Below are 14847 nucleotides of genomic sequence, written 5' to 3' on the forward strand. Positions count from 1 at the left end.
ACGCGAGACGAACGCGGCCACGCCTATCTTTCGTCATCCTCCGGCAAGCCGCGCCTTCGCGGCGCGGACCGGGGGACCCAGCGGCGCCGAAGGCGATGTTCAGGCCGCAAGATGTTCGAAGATTTGGTCCGCGACAGGTTCGCGCTCACGCGCGCCGCTGGGTTCCCGGGTCGCTACGCTCGCCGGAGAATGACGAAAGCAGCCATCAGATGTAATTCTCGCCCAGATACACCCGGCGCACCTCGGCGTCGTTGACCGCCTCGTCCGACGTGCCTTCGAACAGGACCGCGCCGTTGGAGATGATCGAGACCCGGTCGGTGATGTCCAGGGTCTCGCGCACATTGTGGTCGGTGATCAGCACGCCGATCCCCTGGCTGGCCAGATAGCGGATCACGGTGCGGATGTCGGCGATGGCCAGGGGGTCGATGCCGGCGAAAGGTTCGTCCAGCAGCATGAAGGACGGCCGCCCCGCCAGGGCGCGGGCGATCTCCACCCGCCGCCGCTCGCCGCCCGACAGGGCGGTGGCCTGGGCGTGGCGCAGATGGTCGATGTGCAGCTCGTTCAGCAGACGGTCGGTCTCGGCCTGGATTCGATCGCGCGGGTAGTTCAGCTCGACCACCGCCCGCACGTTCTTCTCGACCGTCATGCCGCGAAAGATCGAGGCTTCCTGCGCCAGATAGCCCAGGCCCATCCGCGCCCGCTGATACATGGGCTGGCCGGTGATGTCCTCGCCGTCCAGCCAGATCGAGCCGGAGTCCGGCGGGATCAGGCCGGTGATCATGTAGAAGCAGGTGGTCTTTCCCGCCCCGTTCGGGCCCAGCAGCCCCGCCACCTCGCCGCGCCGCACGGTCAGGGACACGTCGCGGACCACCTGCCGCGCGCCGAAGGCGCGGGCGATATGCACGACCCGCAACCCCTTTTCGACAGGCGAGACGACGGGCGCGGGCGCGGGCGCGGGCCGGTCGTCCAGATTCAGGGCGGAGAGTTCCTTGCGCGCCAAATTATTCAATCCCGAGGCCGGACGGCCTCAGTTCCCGCTGGGATAGAAGACGCCCTGCACGCGGCTGCCGGCGCCGCCGCGCGGCGCCCCGTCCATCCGGGCGGTCTCGGTGTTGATGTTGTAGACCAGGCGCGATCCGGTCAGGACGTTGCGCCCCTGGGTCAGGGTGACATCGCCCGTCACCACGATCTCGCCACTGCCCAGATTATAGACGGCGCGGTCGCCGCGCATCGACTGGTCGGGGGTGACGAAATAGACGGTTCCCGCCGCTTCGGCCCGCTCCAGAGCGCCGCCGTCGCCGCTGACCAGGGTCAGGGTGTCGGCCCGGAAGCGGTTGCCGCCCTGGGTCGCTTCGGCCCGGCCGCGCAGGATCACCCGGTTCGGCGCATATTCCACCGCATCGGCGCCATAGGCCACCGGCTGGCTGCTGGCGTTCGACTGGGCGTCCCCGACCGCGGGCAGGGCGACGATCGCCACGGCCGCGACGGCCGCCAAAGCGCTGCAAATCTTCATCGTCATCATCGGCCTGCACCCGCGGGCGTCAGAACGCCCTTCACCTTGTTGTCGCCCGCGCCCTTGAACACTACGCGCTGGCCCTGATCGTAGATGGCATAGGACGATGCGTTGATGGTTCCAAGAGGGCCGGCCCCCTGAACGCCCTTCGAACCCGTCACCACCCCGGTCGTGGTGTCGACCACCGCCTCGGGCGTGGTCAGGACGAAGCCGGTTCCGCCGTCGGAAATCCGCACGTTCGGACCGATGACGACGGTCCTGGCCTGTTCGTCATAGGTCCCGCCGTCGGCGGTCAGCTCCGTCACCTTGCGCCCGCCCAGGTTCAGCTTCAGCGCCGGGCCGATCAGGCGGAACTTGCCGGTGTCGGGGTCGCGCACCGCCCCTTGAGCGCCGACGGTGAAGGCGCGCCCTTGCGAATCCTGGCCGTGGAACAGGGGGCTGTCCAGCCGCACCTCCTGACTCTGGCTGGCCTTGCGCTCCACCCCCGACATCACGGTGCGGAACACGGTCCAGGTCAGGACGCCGCCCGCCAGCACCAGGATGACGATGGGCAGCACCCGGCGATACAGCCTGACCCGGCGCGAGCGCGCGCGCCAGCGGGCGCCGGCCAGGGCGACCCTGGCTTCGTCGGCCTCGATGCGGGACGGATCGACGGGGTCGGTCAAGCGCGCCTCAGCTGTGGGCGAAGATGTCGTCCTCGTCCCAGCCGGCGAGGTCGAGCGCCGAACGGGTCGGCAGGAAGTCGAAACATTTCGCGGCCAGATCGGCGCGCCCTTCGCGCGCCAGCATCTGGTCCAGCCTGGCCTTGGCCGCATGCAGATAAAGAACGTCAGAGGCCGCATAATCCAGCTGCGCCGGGGTCAGGACGTCGGCGCCCCAGTCCGACGACTGCTGGGCCTTGGACAGGTCCACCCCGACCGTCTCGCGCACCACGTCCTTCAGCCCGTGCCGGTCGGTGTAGGTGCGCGCCAGCTTGGAGGCGATCTTGGTGCAATAGACCGGCCGCGTCTCCACCCCCAGGTGCAGCAGGAACATGCCGATGTCAAAACGACCGAAGTGAAAGATCTTGGTCACGGCCGGGTCCGTCAGCACCCGTTTCAGGTTCGGACAGTCGTAGCCGGGTCGGGTCAGCCGCACGACATGGGCGTTCCCGTCGCCCGACGACAGCTGCACCACGCACAGCGGATCGCGCCGGAAACGCAGGCCCATCGTCTCGGAATCGACAGCGACCTCGGCCCCCAGGTCCAGATCGTCGGGCAGGTCGCCCTCGTGCAGGTAAACGGTCATGCTGAGGCTCTTACACGGCGAACGCGGCGGACGAAACAAGCTACAGCGACGCCGAACGTCTTCCGCCCGCCTTCACGGAACGGCCTCAAGCCGCCCCGGGCCGCGCATGGCGAACGGCGTCGCTGAAATCGGTGGACTTCCGGCATGCCGCCCCGAAAGTGCGCCATTGAACACATGTCCAAGGCAGTTCATGGCTAGGAGAGATTACATGTCTGGCCCGCCCGCTTCCTCCGGCGCAGCGCACATCAAGGCGAACATCGTCCTCTACGGGGCGCTGGCCGCCAATCTCGGCATTGCGGTCGCCAAATTCGTGGCGGCGTCGATCAGCGGTTCGTCGTCGATGCTGACCGAGGGCGTCCACTCGCTGGTCGACAGCGGTAACCAGGTTCTGCTCCTGTACGGGCAGCATCGCGCCAAGACGCCTGCCGACGCCGCGCATCCCTTCGGTTACGGTCGCGAACTGTATTTTTGGGCGTTCGTGGTCGCGATCCTGATCTTCGCGGTCGGCGCGGGGGTCTCGATCTACGAGGGCTGGGCGCACATCCAGGCGCCCGAGCCGCTCCACGACCCGGCGATCAACTATATCGTGCTGGCGATCGCCTTCGCGCTCGAGGGCGGTTCCTGGACCATCGCCGTCAAGGAGTTCAACGGCAAGCGGCGCGGCGTCGGCTGGTGGAGAGCGATCCGCCGGTCGAAGGACCCCGCGGCCTTCACCGTCCTGTTCGAGGACAGCGCGGCCTTGCTTGGACTAGGCGTCGCCGCCGCCGGGGTTTGGGCCAGTCACGCCTATGGAGACCCCCGGATCGACGGCGTCGCCTCCATCGGCATCGGCCTGATCCTGGCGCTGGTCGCCGTCCTGCTCGCGCGCGAGGCCAAGGGCCTTCTGATCGGCGAAAGCGCCGATCCCGCGCTGATCGCCCAAATCCGGTCGATGATCGAAGGGCGCGTCGAAATCACCGCCGTCAACCATGTGCGGACCGTCCATACCGCGCCGGACGCCGTCTTCGTCGCCATCAGCGCCGACTTCGACGACCGCCTCCTCATGGGCGAGGCGGAGGCGCTGATCGAGGATATGGAAGCCGCGCTGAAGGCGGAGTTTCCGCAACTCACATCGATCTACATCCGGCCGGAGAAGGCGCGAGACGCCGTCCAAGGCGGAAAGGGGTTGAAGGGCGCATGACCCCAAGGCGCGATCGGAAGGAAAGCGGCGGCGGGCGCTTCTGGCGAAAGCCTCACAGTATCTCGCGCCTGAGCAGGGCGTCCAGCCAGTCGGCGAACAGCTGAAGTCGCCGCGAAAGATGCTGGCGATGCGGATAGAGCAGCGCCATCGGCAGGGATTGCGCGCGGTGTTCCGGCATCACCTCGACCAGTTCGCCCGCCTTCAGATGGGCTTTCACGTCATAGGCCGGGATCTGGATCAGGCCGAGACCGGCCAGGCAGGCGGCGATATAGGCCTCCGCGCTGTTGACGATCACCCGGCCGCGCATCGGCGTGGTGCGGACTTCGCCCTTGTCGACCCACTCCCAATCCTCCACCCGCCCGCTCGACGGCGAGGCGTAGCGCACCGCCAGATGGGATGGCAGATCGTCAGGGCGCATCGGCACGCCCTGACGGGCCAGATAGGCCGGACTGGCGACGTTGATCAGCGGAAGTTCACCGACGGTGCGGGCGATCAGCCTGGAATCGGTCAAGGGTCCGACGCGCAGCACGCAGTCGATGCTGTCCTCGATCAGGTTCACGGCGCGGTCGGTGACGCCCAGGCTGATCTCGATTCCGGGATAGCGATCCAGGAATTCCGGCAAGGCCGGCGCGATGATCAGCCGTCCGATCCGTCCCGGCACGTCGATGCGCAACAGGCCGCTGGGCCCGGTCGTCTCCTGGCGGAACAGGCCTTCCGCCTCCTCGACGTCGGCGATCACGCGCAGGCAGCGCTCGTAGAAGGCGATGCCGTCCGGGGTGGGCGCGACGCGGCGGGTGGTGCGATGCAGCAGGCGCGCGCCGACCCGGACCTCCAGGTCCTGGATCGCGGCCGACACCGACGATCGCGGCATGCCCAGCAGATCCGCCGCCCGGGTGAAGCTGGCGCATTCGACGACGCGGACGAAGGTTCTGAAAAGGTCGATACGATCCAGGCGCCGGCTCCGCTGTTCGATCTGGCTGACATGTCATGTCAGACTGAGCGGCTTTATGCCAACAATCGAGCGGCTATTCCTGTAGTCGCCGGTTCGATCGCGACTCCGGCCATTGCAGGAGACAGGCATGACCCACAGCATCACGGGCAAGACCGTCCTTATCGCCGGCGGCGCGAAGAACCTCGGCGGGCTCCTCGCCCGCGATCTCGCGGCGCAGGGCGCCAGGGCCGTCGCGATCCACTACAACACCGGCGCCACGAAGCCGGCCGCGGACGAGACCGTCGCCGCGATCAAGGCGGCCGGCGCCGAGGCCATCGCCTTTCAGGGCGACCTGACCACGGCCGGCGCGGTCGAAGCCCTGTTCGCCGACGTCATCGCCGCATTCGGCAGGCCGGACATCGCCGTCAACACCGTAGGCAAGGTGCTGAAGAAGCCGATCGTCGAGATCAGCGAGGCCGAGTACGACGAGATGACGGCGGTGAATTCGAAGACCGCCTTCTTCTTCCTCAAGGAGGCCGGCAAGCACCTCAACGACAACGGCAAGGTCTGCACCCTGGTGACGTCGCTGCTGGGCGCCTTCACGCCCTTCTATGCCGCCTATGCCGGGACCAAGGCGCCGGTGGAGCATTTCACGCGCGCGGCCTCCAAGGAGTTCGGCGAGCGCGGCATCTCGGTGACGGCGATCGGGCCGGGTCCGATGGACACGCCGTTCTTCTACCCGGCCGAAGGCGAGGACGCGGTCGCCTATCACAAGACCGCCGCCGCCCTGTCGGCCTTCACCAGGACCGGCCTCACCGACATCGAGGACATCGTCCCCTTCATCCGCTTCCTCGTCTCCGACGGCTGGTGGATGACCGGCCAGACCATCCTCGTCAACGGCGGCTATACGACCAAATGAGCCGGGGGGTCCGCTGGACGCCTGCCACGCATGAGGGCATACGGCGGCGTTGGAGGCCGTGACGCTGTGGCATAAGCCGCTTCTGGCTTTGCGAACGTCGCCGCTGACGAAATCAACGACCGGATGTCCGCCTTAGTCCTGAGCCAAGCGCGGAAAACGGAGATTGACCACGAGCCCTTCGGCGCGCCAATCCCGGCTGATTGCGCCCCGCGCCGATCGCACGACACGATCCACCATCTCGGTTCCAAAACCCCGACGTTTCGGAGCAGCCGGAATGTGGGGGCCACCTGTTTCGATCCACGTCAGATTGAGCTCGCCGTCGTCAACCCGCCAACGCACCGCGACGTCGCCGTCGCTGCTGAGGGCGCCGTATTTGAGGGAATTTGTCGCCAACTCATGAAGCAAGAGCGCGAACGCCGTCATGGCGTCGCGGTGGACCAACGCCTTGTCCCCGATCACCGTGCAACGGTCGCCATAGGGTTCCAGAACCGAACGGACGACGCTCGCCACGTCCACGGGGCCGGTATCGCACCCACCGCCATCTTCCTGGGCGAAAACCGCATCCGAAGCCCGCGACAATGCACCGAGTTTCTCTCGCAGAATCCTAGAAGCGGCTTCCGGGGCATTGCCTGAAGCCGCCTCCTTCTCCGCGATGAGGGTCAATCCATTCACGACGGAGAACAGATTTTTGATCCGGTGCCGCATTTCACGCGCGAGAAGCCTCTCGCCATTGACAGCGTCTTCGAGCCGTCGTTCGAGCAAGGTCTTTTCCGTGACGTCGCGCGATACGCAAAGGATCGACAGAACCCGGCCGTCGGCGTCGATGAGCGGCGTGAGCAGGTTGTCCCAATATATCGTGCCGCCCGGGGAGATGCTCTTGCCCGGAAAGCGCGCTGTGTGACCTGCGGCCGCCTTGCGAAGCGCGTCGGCGCCGGCGGCGTGGACATCGTCTGGAAGCAACGGAAGCCAGGGCATTCCGAATTCGGAATCCTCGGGAACGCCGAGTGCGAGACGCCCGGCCTTGTTCATCGCCAGCAACGCGCCATCGACGGAAACAACCTTGATGCAGTCGGGCGTCGCATCGAGCATCGCCTTCTGCAAATCCGATAGATGCGGATCGGCTTGCGAGGCCATGTCGGGAAACATTATCCGTGTGTAGATTCCGACGGCGGCATCCATTGCTTTACTTCCCTCGTCGGCACAGCGGATCGCTCACCTTAACAGACACCCGGCCTCATGACACGATTATGGCTCATGGGGTCGGCGGACGCTCGGAGCGGACGCCGTCTTGGTTCATCGAGACAGATCGGCTTTCTGAGAAGCATTGGCGGCCTTGGCCCAGAGATAGTCGGCGTCTTGACGGCCTTGCTTCACAACTCGCCGCCGTCGGCCGACATGGCGATGGCGCGCAATCGCTGTTCTTGACTGGGGTTCGATAGCCGCCTTGCCGCACGAGGGCGGCCGCGCCGGTTCAAAGCTTCAAGGCCCTGAGCCGGAGCGCGTTGCCGATGACGCTGACCGAGGACAGGGCCATGGCGGCCGCGGCGAAGATCGGCGAGAGCAGCAGGCCGAACGCCGGATAGAGCAGGCCGGCGGCGACCGGAACGCCCGCGGCGTTGTAAAGGAAGGCGAAGGCCAGGTTCTGGCGGATGTTGCGCATCGTCGCCTGGGACAGGCGGCGCGCCCGGACGATGCCCATCAGGTCTCCTCTCAGCAGGGTCACGCCCGCGCTCTCGATGGCGACGTCGGTTCCCGTGCCCATGGCGAGGCCGACGTCTGCGGCCGCGAGCGCGGGCGCGTCGTTGACGCCGTCGCCGGCCATCGCCACCACGCGCCCCTCGGCCCGAAGCTTGGCGACGACGGCGCTCTTCCGGTCGGGCGGCACATCGGCCTCGACCGTGTCGATGCCGAGCCGGCGGGCGACGGCCTCGGCCGTGGTGCGATGGTCGCCGGTCAGCATGACGATGCGAATCCCGTCCGCCCGCAGCGCCGCCAGCGCCTCGGCGGTCGTCGCCTTGACCGGATCGGCGATGGCGAAGACGCCTGCCGACTTGCCCGCGACGCCGATGAAGATCGCGGTCGCGCCGTCCTGGCGCAGCGCGTCCGCCTGGTCCGACAGCGACGCGACGTCGATGCCGTTCTCCCGGAGAAAGCCGGCGTTGCCGAGCACGATCAGCAGATTCTCGACGACGCCGATCACGCCCTTGCCGGTCGGGGAATCGAAATCCGAGACGGACGAAACGGCGACGCCCTGCTGGTCGGCGGCCGTCACGATGGCGCGCGCGAGCGGATGTTCGGAGGCCCTTTCGACCCCGGCCGCCCATCGAAGGAGATCGTCCTTGGCGAAGCCGTCGCCGGCGACGATCTGGACCAGGGCCGGCCTGCCTTCGGTCAAGGTGCCGGTCTTGTCGATCACCAGCGTGTCGACCTTCTCCATCCGCTCCAGCGCCTCTGCGTTCTTGATTAGCACGCCCAGCCCCGCGCCCTTGCCGACGCCGACCATGATCGACATCGGCGTCGCCAAACCCAGCGCGCAGGGGCAGGCGATGATCAGCACCGAGACGGCGGCGACCAGCCCATGAGCCAGGCGCGGCTCAGGCCCCCACACGGCCCAGGCGGCGAAGGCGGCGAACGCGATCAGGATCACGATCGGCACGAACCAGCCCGACACCCGGTCGGCCATGCGCTGGATGGGCGCGCGGGACCGCTGGGCCTCCGCCACCATCTGGACGATACGCGCCAGCGTCGTGTCCCGCCCCACCCTCTCGGCGCGGATGACCAGGGCCCCGGTCTGGTTCAGCGTGCCGCCGACCACCCGGTCGCCGGCGGCGCGCATGACGGGCATGGATTCGCCGGTGATCAGGGATTCGTCGAGCGACGAGCGCCCGTCCTCGACTCGGCCGTCGACGGGCACGGTCTCGCCGGGCCGCACGCGCAGCCGGTCGCCGATCGCCACATCGTCGACCGCCACATCCTCTTCCACGCCCGTGGCGCTGATCCGCCGGGCGGTGCGGGGCGCGAGATCGAGCAGCGCCCGGATCGCGCCCGAGGTCCGTTCGCGCGCGCGCAACTCCAGCACCTGGCCAAGAAGGACCAGAACGGTGATGACGGCCGCCGCCTCGAAGTAGACCGCGACCGACCCGTCCATGGCGCGGAAGGCGGCGGGAAAGCCGCCGGGCGCGAAAGTCGCCGCGACGCTGTAGGTCCAGGCGACCCCCGTGCCCATGGCGATCAGGGTGAACATGTTGAGGCTGCGGTTGGCCAGCGAGGTCCAGGCCCGGGCGAAGAACGGCCACCCCGCCCACCACACCACAGGCGTCGCCAGCGCGAACTGGATCCAGGCCGAAACCGCCGGGGGAACGAGATGGTGCAGGCCTGGAACGAGGTGCGACCCCATTTCCAGCATGAACACCGGCAGGGCCAGCGCCAGGGCGATCCAGAAGCGGCGGATCATGTCGGCGAGTTCGGGGTTCGGGCCGGCTTCGACCGTCGGCTCCAGCGGCTCCAGCGCCATGCCGCAGATCGGGCAACTGCCGGGGGCGTCGCGCCGGATCTCCGGATGCATCGGGCAGGTCCAGACGACGGCCCCGGGGCGCGGCGTATGGGCCGGGTCGGCGCGGGACGCCGCGCTGGAGGTCGGAGCATCTGGCGCGAACCGCGTCGGATCGGCCTCGAACTTCGCCTGGCAGGCCTCCGAGCAGAAATAATAGTCCGCTCCTGCGCGCTGGGTGCGGTGTTGCGCCGTCCGAGGATCGACCGTCATGCCGCAGACCGGATCGGTCGCGACCGGCGCGGCGCTTCCGGCCTGATGATGCAGATCGGAGCCCCTGTCATTCGAAGTCATCGCCGACGCCCTTTCCCGCGAATGATCGGCCTCCCGCTGCGAGGCCAGGCCGGGTCCGCCTCTTCGACGCACAGACCGGCAGCCGGGTCAGGTGAGCGATCCATTGGCGTCCAGGCTTCTGCATATCATTCCGTCACCGTCGCGTCGCCACACCTTGACGGCGGCGGCTCCAGCTACGCGCGTTCGGGCAATCGTCCAGGCGCTTGCCACCGCAGGGGGCGGACTTCACGGTCTGTAACCGAGGTCGGACGGCGCCTTGGCGAGCCGTCACCTTCCGTTCGTTGTGAGCCGCTAGCGGCGCGACCAAGACGCATATCCGCAACGGGCGGCCCAGGCCACGATCTCGAGCCTGTGACGCCGTCGATCATCACCCGATACGGCGCTGAGCGTTCTTTGGAGGTGTCGCGAAGGCGCCCGGTGGCCCCGAAGGGCCAGTCAAGTGATTCATCGTGCGAATACGACGCGATAAATCACTTGACTGGTGCCCAGAAGAGGACTCGAACCTCCACGGCCGTTAAGCCACTGGCACCTGAAGCCAGCGCGTCTACCAATTCCGCCATCTGGGCCCCGTCGGCAGCGCCTTGCGGCGTTTCCATCGGGAAGGCGCGGACCTCTAAGGGAGGCTCCGGGCGGGGTCAACAAGGATTTTCCGCCTTTGCGCGATTTCTTCCGCGAACGACGTTTGAAGCGTGGCCGCAAGAGCGCGGCGACGGCGATTTAACGCCCGCTAAGCCTGTTTTCTAACCGCGTCTTGAGGCGCGGCCGTCTAAGGATGTCGCATGACGGAGCCGTCCCTGACCCTGGCCGAGACCGAGCGGCGCGCCCGGCCCCGCGCCCCCTTCCGCACGGCGCGGCGTTCCAGCGAACGGGTGCGGCTGCTGGGCCAGGCCGTCGATCTGGTCCGGCCCGAGGAGGTCCAGCATCACATCCAGCAGGCCGTGGCCGAGGGCCGCAAGAGCCTGATCGCCAACCACAATCTGCACAGCCTCTATCTGCTGGACCGCACCCCCGGCCTGGCCGCATTCTACGATCGGGCCGACATGGTGGAGGTCGATTCCACGCCCCTGATCGCCTTTTCGCGCCTCATGGGCCTGAACAGCCGGGGTTTCCACCGCTGCACCTATCTGGACTGGCGCGACCATTTCTGGAGCGTGGCGGACCGCAAGGGCTGGCGCGTCCTTTCGGTCGGCGGCGCGCCCGGCGTGGGCGAGGCGGCGGCCTTGCGCTTGAAGGCCGCCTATCCCTGCGCCGAGATCGCCGTGCATCACGGCTTCTTCGATGCGCGGCCCGATTCGGCCGAGAACGCGGCCGTCCTGGCCCGGATCGCGGATTTCCGACCGGACGTCCTGTTCGTGGGCATGGGCATGCCGCGCCAGGAGTTGTGGATCGCCGACAACTACGACCGCCTGCCGCCGTGCGTCGTCCTGTCGGTCGGCGCCGCCTTCGACTACGAGGCGGGGGTCCAGAGCGCGGCGCCGCGATGGATGGGCAGGGCCGGTATCGAATGGACCTATCGCCTGTTCCGCGACCCCCGGCGGCTGTTCGTCCGCTATTGCATCGAGCCGTGGAGCTTGATCCCGCTGGTTCTGGCCGACATTCGGGCGGCGTGTCGCAGCCGCTGACGAATATATTTCCTACTAGTCAGATAGATATTTATCGCCATGATCGACCCCGGACGCCGTGCTATCCAGGCGGCGTCGAAACCAGGACGGGGGCCCCATGGCCGCGCGAGAGGGACCGCATATCGCGATCGTGGGGGCGGGCTTCAGCGGCCTGCTGACCGCGGTCAATCTGCTCGAAGCTTCGGCCCAGGCGCGGGTGACGTTGATCGAGCGACGCGGCGTCTTCGGTCCCGGCACGGCCTATGACACCGGCAATCCCCAGCACCTGTTGAACGTGCGCCTGGACAATATGAGCGCCTTTCCCGACCGGCCGGGGCATCTGGCCGACTGGCTGGCGGAACAGCCGTCGTGGCGCGCGCAGGACGGCTTCATCACCCGCGGCGTCTATGGCGACTATCTGCGGTCCCTGCTGGAGGCCGCGCTGAGGGACGCGCCCGAGCGGCTGACCCTGGTCGGGGCCGAGGCGCGCGGCCTGGACCGCCAGGGCGACGGCTGGCGCATCGACACCACCGAGGGAGGGATCGTGGTGGACCAGGCGGTTCTGGCCCTGGGCAATCTTGAGCCGGCCTCTCCGCCCGGCGTCGACGAGGCGGTGCGCGCCTCGCCGCTTTATGTGGAGAACCCCTGGCGGCTGGAAGCGGCCTCGGCCGAGACGGCGCGCAACATCCTTCTGATCGGTTCGGGCCTGACCATGGTGGATGCGGCCCTGACGCTGCGACGGCCGGGACGGCGCTTCACCGCCCTGTCGCGTCACGGCCTGTTTCCCCGCGCCCACGCCACGGTGCCGCCGCCGCCGTTCGAGGGCGATTTCTCCGGCGGCCCGGCCCAGGTCCTGCGCCAGATGCGCGCCGCGAGCGAAGAGACGGACTGGCGCGCCGCCTTCGACCGGCTCAGGCTTTCGGCCCGCGACCTGTGGCGCGGCTGGTCGCCTGCGGAGCGGCGGCGGTTTCTGCGCCACCTTCGGCCGCTGTGGGACGTGCATCGCCACCGCCTGTCGCCCGGCGCGGCGCGCGACATCCATTCCATGCTTGCGGGCGGCGAACTGACGGTCCTGGCTGGCAAACTGACCGAAGTGAGGGCCGGCGAGGCGATCGAGGTCGCCTGGCGTCCGCGCGGCCGCCGCCGCGCCATCCGCGACCGCTTCGACCTGGTGGTCAACTGCACCGGCCCGCTCGGCTCCATCGGCTCCAGCGCCGAACCGATGATCCGCGACATCCTGAACAAGGGCCACGGCCGCCCCGATCCGCTGGGCCTGGGGCTTCAGGTCGACGACGACGGCCGGCTGCTGGACGGGGCCGGCCGACCGGCCCACGGCCTTCACGCCATCGGCCCCCTGACGCGCGGCGCTTTCTGGGAGATGACCGCCGTCCCCGACCTGCGCGGCCAGGCGCGGGACCTGGCTGCACGGATATTGGCGGAGCAGGGCTGACCTTCGGTTCCCGTCTGGACCGACACAATCCGAACGGATAGATTTCACGCCTTGCGAGTGCATCCGGGAGACGACCATGCCGCGCCCCTTCCTTGTCGCGGCCGGCGGTCTGGCCCTGGCGTTCGGCCTGGCCGGTTTCTCGGACCCCGGGCTGGACGACTATCGGCTTGCGCCGGCCGACAGAGTGCGGATCGCGGTGTTCGGAGAGCCGGCGCTGGGCGGGGACTTCACTCTGGACGGCCGGGGCCGCATCGCCCTGCCGCTGGTCGGCGAGATCGCGGCCCAGGGACTCAGCGCCGCCCAGCTCCAGGCCGCCGTCGCAGAGGCCCTGGGCCAGGGCTATCTGAACCAGCCGCGCGTCGCCGCCCAGGTCCTGACCTATCGGCCGTTCTACATGCTGGGCGAAGTCAATCGGCCGGGCGAATACCCCTATGTGGCGGAGCTGACGGCGATGCAGGCGGTCGCCACAGCGCAGGGCTTCACCTATCGCGCCAACAGCCGCCGCCTGTTCGTGCGCCGCGCCGGCGCCGCGGCCGAACAGCCGCTGTCGCCCGACGCCCGCATCCTGCCCGGCGACACCGTGCGGGTCGCGGAACGGTATTTCTAGGCTGAATTGACTTTGAGTGTTGGTGGCTCAATCCCGCGTCAGCGGAATAGGACACCTGAGCGACCGGATGCGGAGTGGGGGGGCAGTTCATCACGGCGAACACAGCGAGGTCACAGCGGGCGCGGCGACATGAGCCCCGTTGTGATCGCCGAGCCCTCGCTGTGTTCGCCGTGACGAACCCTTCGCCCTCGCCAAGCCCGCTAACGCGGGACATCCGGCTTGGCCGCCAACACTCAACGCGAAAACAGCCTATTTCTAAGGGCCGACCACGCCGGCCTCAGATCGGCATGGCCATGATTTCCTTGTAGGCGGAAATCACCTGGTCGCGCACCGAGATCACCGTCTCCAGGGACGCCTCGGCCGAACTCAGGGCCGTGACCACGTCGATCAGATTGCCCTGGCCCTGGACCGAGCGGGTCATCTGGGTCTCGGCGGCGCGCGACTGCTGGGCCATGTCGGTCATGGCGCTCTTGACCAGATCGGCGAAGCCGCCGTCGCCGACGCCCGGCGCCGCAGCGGCGCCGGACAGGCCCGTCGGCATGGCCCCGCCCTGGACGGCGGCGTAGGCCTTGGCGGCCATCATCGGATTCATGACCTAGTCCCTCAGCGCTTGATGATGTCGAGGGTGCGGCTGTCCATCGACCGCGCCGTCTCGATGACGTTCAGATTGGCCTCGTAGGCGCGCTGCGCCTCGCGCATGTCCATCGCCTCGACCAGGGTGTCGACGTTGGGCCGCATCACATAGCCTTGCGCGTTCGCGGCCGGATGCGACGGGTCGTAGTCCATCTTGAAGTCGCTCTGGTCGGGCCGCACCTCGGCCAGCGTCACCCCCGTCGCCCCGTCGACCTCGCGGGCCTGGAAGACGGGAACCTGGCGGCGATAGGGCTCCCCGCCCGGCGTGCGGGCGGTCGATTGGGCGTTGGCGATGTTCTCGGCGATGACGCGCATCCGCGACTGCTGCGCCTTCAGCGCGGAGGCGGCCACGGCCATGGCGCTGTTTGAGGGGGCGACGGGATCGGGCATGGGTCAGTCCTTCTCGGCTTCAGCCCGCGCCCGGCTTCTTGGCGGCCAGGCGGATCATGGACATGGATTTCTGGTAGAAGCCGATGGCGGCGTCATAGGCCATCCGGCTCTCGGCCATCTTCAGCATCTGCTCCTCGACCACGACGGCGTTGCCGTCCAGCGTGGTCTCCGAATCCGGGGCCTTGGTCGGATCGAACCGCACCGGCGTCCCGGCCGGGGCCAGGTGTGCGGGGTTGGTGCGCGCCATCTGCAATCCCCTGCCCGCGCGCATGGCGGCGGCGAAGTCGGTCGGCTGCTTCAGATCGCGCCCGACGTAGCCCGGCGTGTCGGCGTTGGCGACGTTTTCGGCGATCACCCGCTGGCGTTCGTCCAGCCAGCCCAGACGGCCCTTGATCTGTCCCAGCAGCGGTATGTCGGCCACGCCCATGGCGATCTCCCGTGCGACGCGGGAATGCGCCCACTAGGCGGAAAATGCCGCCCGCATGGTTAATA

At 68.2% G+C, this 14847-nt stretch carries 15 protein-coding genes and 1 tRNA gene; 5 read left to right on the forward strand and 11 right to left on the reverse strand.

Annotated features, from left to right (window positions below):
* Positions 1–205 precede the first annotated feature (205 nt).
* The 4 genes from lptB to AC0L6G_RS09200 are packed head-to-tail and all read right to left on the reverse strand — an operon-like array spanning position 206 to position 2800.
* A complete protein-coding gene (gene lptB, locus AC0L6G_RS09185) occupies positions 206–1000 on the reverse strand; it encodes an LPS export ABC transporter ATP-binding protein (RefSeq protein ID WP_473251975.1) in 795 nt (264 codons plus the stop codon).
* Between the two features lie 27 nt (positions 1001–1027).
* The gene (locus AC0L6G_RS09190) at positions 1028–1513 is read right to left on the reverse strand and encodes an LptA/OstA family protein (RefSeq protein WP_473251976.1); all 486 of its coding nucleotides are present in this window, start codon (positions 1511–1513) and stop codon (positions 1028–1030) included.
* 5 nt (positions 1514–1518) lie between these two features.
* The gene (gene lptC / locus AC0L6G_RS09195) at positions 1519–2178 is read right to left on the reverse strand and encodes an LPS export ABC transporter periplasmic protein LptC (RefSeq protein ID WP_291536670.1); all 660 of its coding nucleotides are present in this window, start codon (positions 2176–2178) and stop codon (positions 1519–1521) included.
* A 7-nt stretch (positions 2179–2185) separates the two neighbouring features.
* On the reverse strand, positions 2186–2800 hold the full coding sequence (locus tag AC0L6G_RS09200; RefSeq protein WP_291536671.1) for a ribonuclease D: 615 nt from the start codon (positions 2798–2800) through the stop codon (positions 2186–2188).
* A gap of 208 nt (positions 2801–3008) precedes the next feature.
* Here AC0L6G_RS09200 and AC0L6G_RS09205 point away from each other — a divergent pair, with 208 nt between their 5' ends.
* Positions 3009–3980: a cation diffusion facilitator family transporter gene (locus AC0L6G_RS09205; protein WP_473251977.1), complete on the forward strand. Its 972-nt coding sequence runs from the start codon at positions 3009–3011 to the stop codon at positions 3978–3980.
* A gap of 52 nt (positions 3981–4032) precedes the next feature.
* Here AC0L6G_RS09205 and AC0L6G_RS09210 read toward each other — a convergent pair whose 3' ends face one another.
* Positions 4033–4953, reverse strand: coding sequence for a LysR family transcriptional regulator (locus AC0L6G_RS09210; protein WP_473253228.1), 921 nt, complete (start codon positions 4951–4953; stop codon positions 4033–4035).
* Between the two features lie 106 nt (positions 4954–5059).
* Between AC0L6G_RS09210 and AC0L6G_RS09215 the strand changes: the two genes are divergently transcribed.
* Positions 5060–5830, forward strand: coding sequence for an SDR family oxidoreductase (locus AC0L6G_RS09215; RefSeq protein ID WP_473251978.1), 771 nt, complete (start codon positions 5060–5062; stop codon positions 5828–5830).
* 132 nt (positions 5831–5962) lie between these two features.
* Here the strand turns inward: AC0L6G_RS09215 and AC0L6G_RS09220 are convergent, their stop codons facing one another.
* From AC0L6G_RS09220 to AC0L6G_RS09230, 3 genes are all read right to left on the reverse strand, one after another.
* Positions 5963–7009: a PAS domain-containing protein gene (locus AC0L6G_RS09220; protein WP_293825678.1), complete on the reverse strand. Its 1047-nt coding sequence runs from the start codon at positions 7007–7009 to the stop codon at positions 5963–5965.
* 292 nt (positions 7010–7301) lie between these two features.
* Positions 7302–9674 carry a heavy metal translocating P-type ATPase gene (locus AC0L6G_RS09225; protein WP_473251979.1) on the reverse strand — a complete coding sequence of 791 codons (2373 nt, stop codon included), beginning with the start codon at positions 9672–9674 and terminating at the stop codon, positions 7302–7304.
* Between the two features lie 479 nt (positions 9675–10153).
* Positions 10154–10240 (reverse strand) — tRNA-Leu (locus tag AC0L6G_RS09230).
* A 213-nt stretch (positions 10241–10453) separates the two neighbouring features.
* Here AC0L6G_RS09230 and AC0L6G_RS09235 point away from each other — a divergent pair.
* The 3 genes from AC0L6G_RS09235 (at position 10454) to AC0L6G_RS09245 (ending at position 13332) form a co-directional block, all read left to right on the forward strand.
* A complete protein-coding gene (locus AC0L6G_RS09235) occupies positions 10454–11296 on the forward strand; it encodes a WecB/TagA/CpsF family glycosyltransferase (RefSeq protein ID WP_473251980.1) in 843 nt (280 codons plus the stop codon).
* A 97-nt stretch (positions 11297–11393) separates the two neighbouring features.
* Entirely contained in the window at positions 11394–12725 is a 1332-nt protein-coding gene (locus AC0L6G_RS09240) for an FAD/NAD(P)-binding protein (RefSeq protein WP_473251981.1), read from the forward strand.
* Between the two features lie 76 nt (positions 12726–12801).
* On the forward strand, positions 12802–13332 hold the full coding sequence (locus AC0L6G_RS09245; RefSeq protein WP_473251982.1) for a polysaccharide biosynthesis/export family protein: 531 nt from the start codon (positions 12802–12804) through the stop codon (positions 13330–13332).
* Between the two features lie 277 nt (positions 13333–13609).
* On the opposite strand, the gene fliE is transcribed toward AC0L6G_RS09245, so the two are convergent.
* Genes fliE through flgB form a run of 3 tightly spaced genes read right to left on the reverse strand, consistent with a single transcriptional unit; the run spans position 13610 to position 14782 of the window.
* Positions 13610–13924 carry a flagellar hook-basal body complex protein FliE gene (gene fliE, locus AC0L6G_RS09250; protein WP_291536686.1) on the reverse strand — a complete coding sequence of 105 codons (315 nt, stop codon included), beginning with the start codon at positions 13922–13924 and terminating at the stop codon, positions 13610–13612.
* A gap of 11 nt (positions 13925–13935) precedes the next feature.
* Positions 13936–14322 (reverse strand): flagellar basal body rod protein FlgC, encoded by a 387-nt coding sequence (flgC, locus tag AC0L6G_RS09255; protein WP_473253229.1) that lies wholly within the window; start codon positions 14320–14322, stop codon positions 13936–13938.
* Positions 14323–14374: 52 nt separating this feature from the next.
* Complete coding sequence (gene flgB, locus AC0L6G_RS09260) at positions 14375–14782, reverse strand: flagellar basal body rod protein FlgB (protein WP_473251983.1); 408 nt, start codon at positions 14780–14782, stop codon at positions 14375–14377.
* Between the last annotated feature and the right edge of the window lie 65 nt (positions 14783–14847).

Source organism: Brevundimonas sp. D3-1P, from assembly GCF_055809335.1.

Excerpts from the sequence above, each read along its gene's own strand:
- AC0L6G_RS09225 (WP_473251979.1), bottom strand. The coding sequence starts at position 9,674 with ATGACTTCGAATGACAGGGGCTCCGATCTGCATCATCAGGCCGGAAGC.
- AC0L6G_RS09240 (WP_473251981.1), top strand. The coding sequence starts at position 11,394 with ATGGCCGCGCGAGAGGGACCGCATATCGCGATCGTGGGGGCGGGCTTC.
- AC0L6G_RS09190 (WP_473251976.1), bottom strand. The coding sequence starts at position 1,513 with ATGAAGATTTGCAGCGCTTTGGCGGCCGTCGCGGCCGTGGCGATCGTC.
- AC0L6G_RS09245 (WP_473251982.1), top strand. The coding sequence starts at position 12,802 with ATGCCGCGCCCCTTCCTTGTCGCGGCCGGCGGTCTGGCCCTGGCGTTC.
- flgB (WP_473251983.1), bottom strand. The coding sequence starts at position 14,782 with ATGGGCGTGGCCGACATACCGCTGCTGGGACAGATCAAGGGCCGTCTG.
- AC0L6G_RS09205 (WP_473251977.1), top strand. The coding sequence starts at position 3,009 with ATGTCTGGCCCGCCCGCTTCCTCCGGCGCAGCGCACATCAAGGCGAAC.
- AC0L6G_RS09215 (WP_473251978.1), top strand. The coding sequence starts at position 5,060 with ATGACCCACAGCATCACGGGCAAGACCGTCCTTATCGCCGGCGGCGCG.
- fliE (WP_291536686.1), bottom strand. The coding sequence starts at position 13,924 with ATGAATCCGATGATGGCCGCCAAGGCCTACGCCGCCGTCCAGGGCGGG.
- AC0L6G_RS09200 (WP_291536671.1), bottom strand. The coding sequence starts at position 2,800 with ATGACCGTTTACCTGCACGAGGGCGACCTGCCCGACGATCTGGACCTG.
- flgC (WP_473253229.1), bottom strand. The coding sequence starts at position 14,322 with ATGGCCGTGGCCGCCTCCGCGCTGAAGGCGCAGCAGTCGCGGATGCGC.
- AC0L6G_RS09220 (WP_293825678.1), bottom strand. The coding sequence starts at position 7,009 with ATGGATGCCGCCGTCGGAATCTACACACGGATAATGTTTCCCGACATG.
- AC0L6G_RS09235 (WP_473251980.1), top strand. The coding sequence starts at position 10,454 with ATGACGGAGCCGTCCCTGACCCTGGCCGAGACCGAGCGGCGCGCCCGG.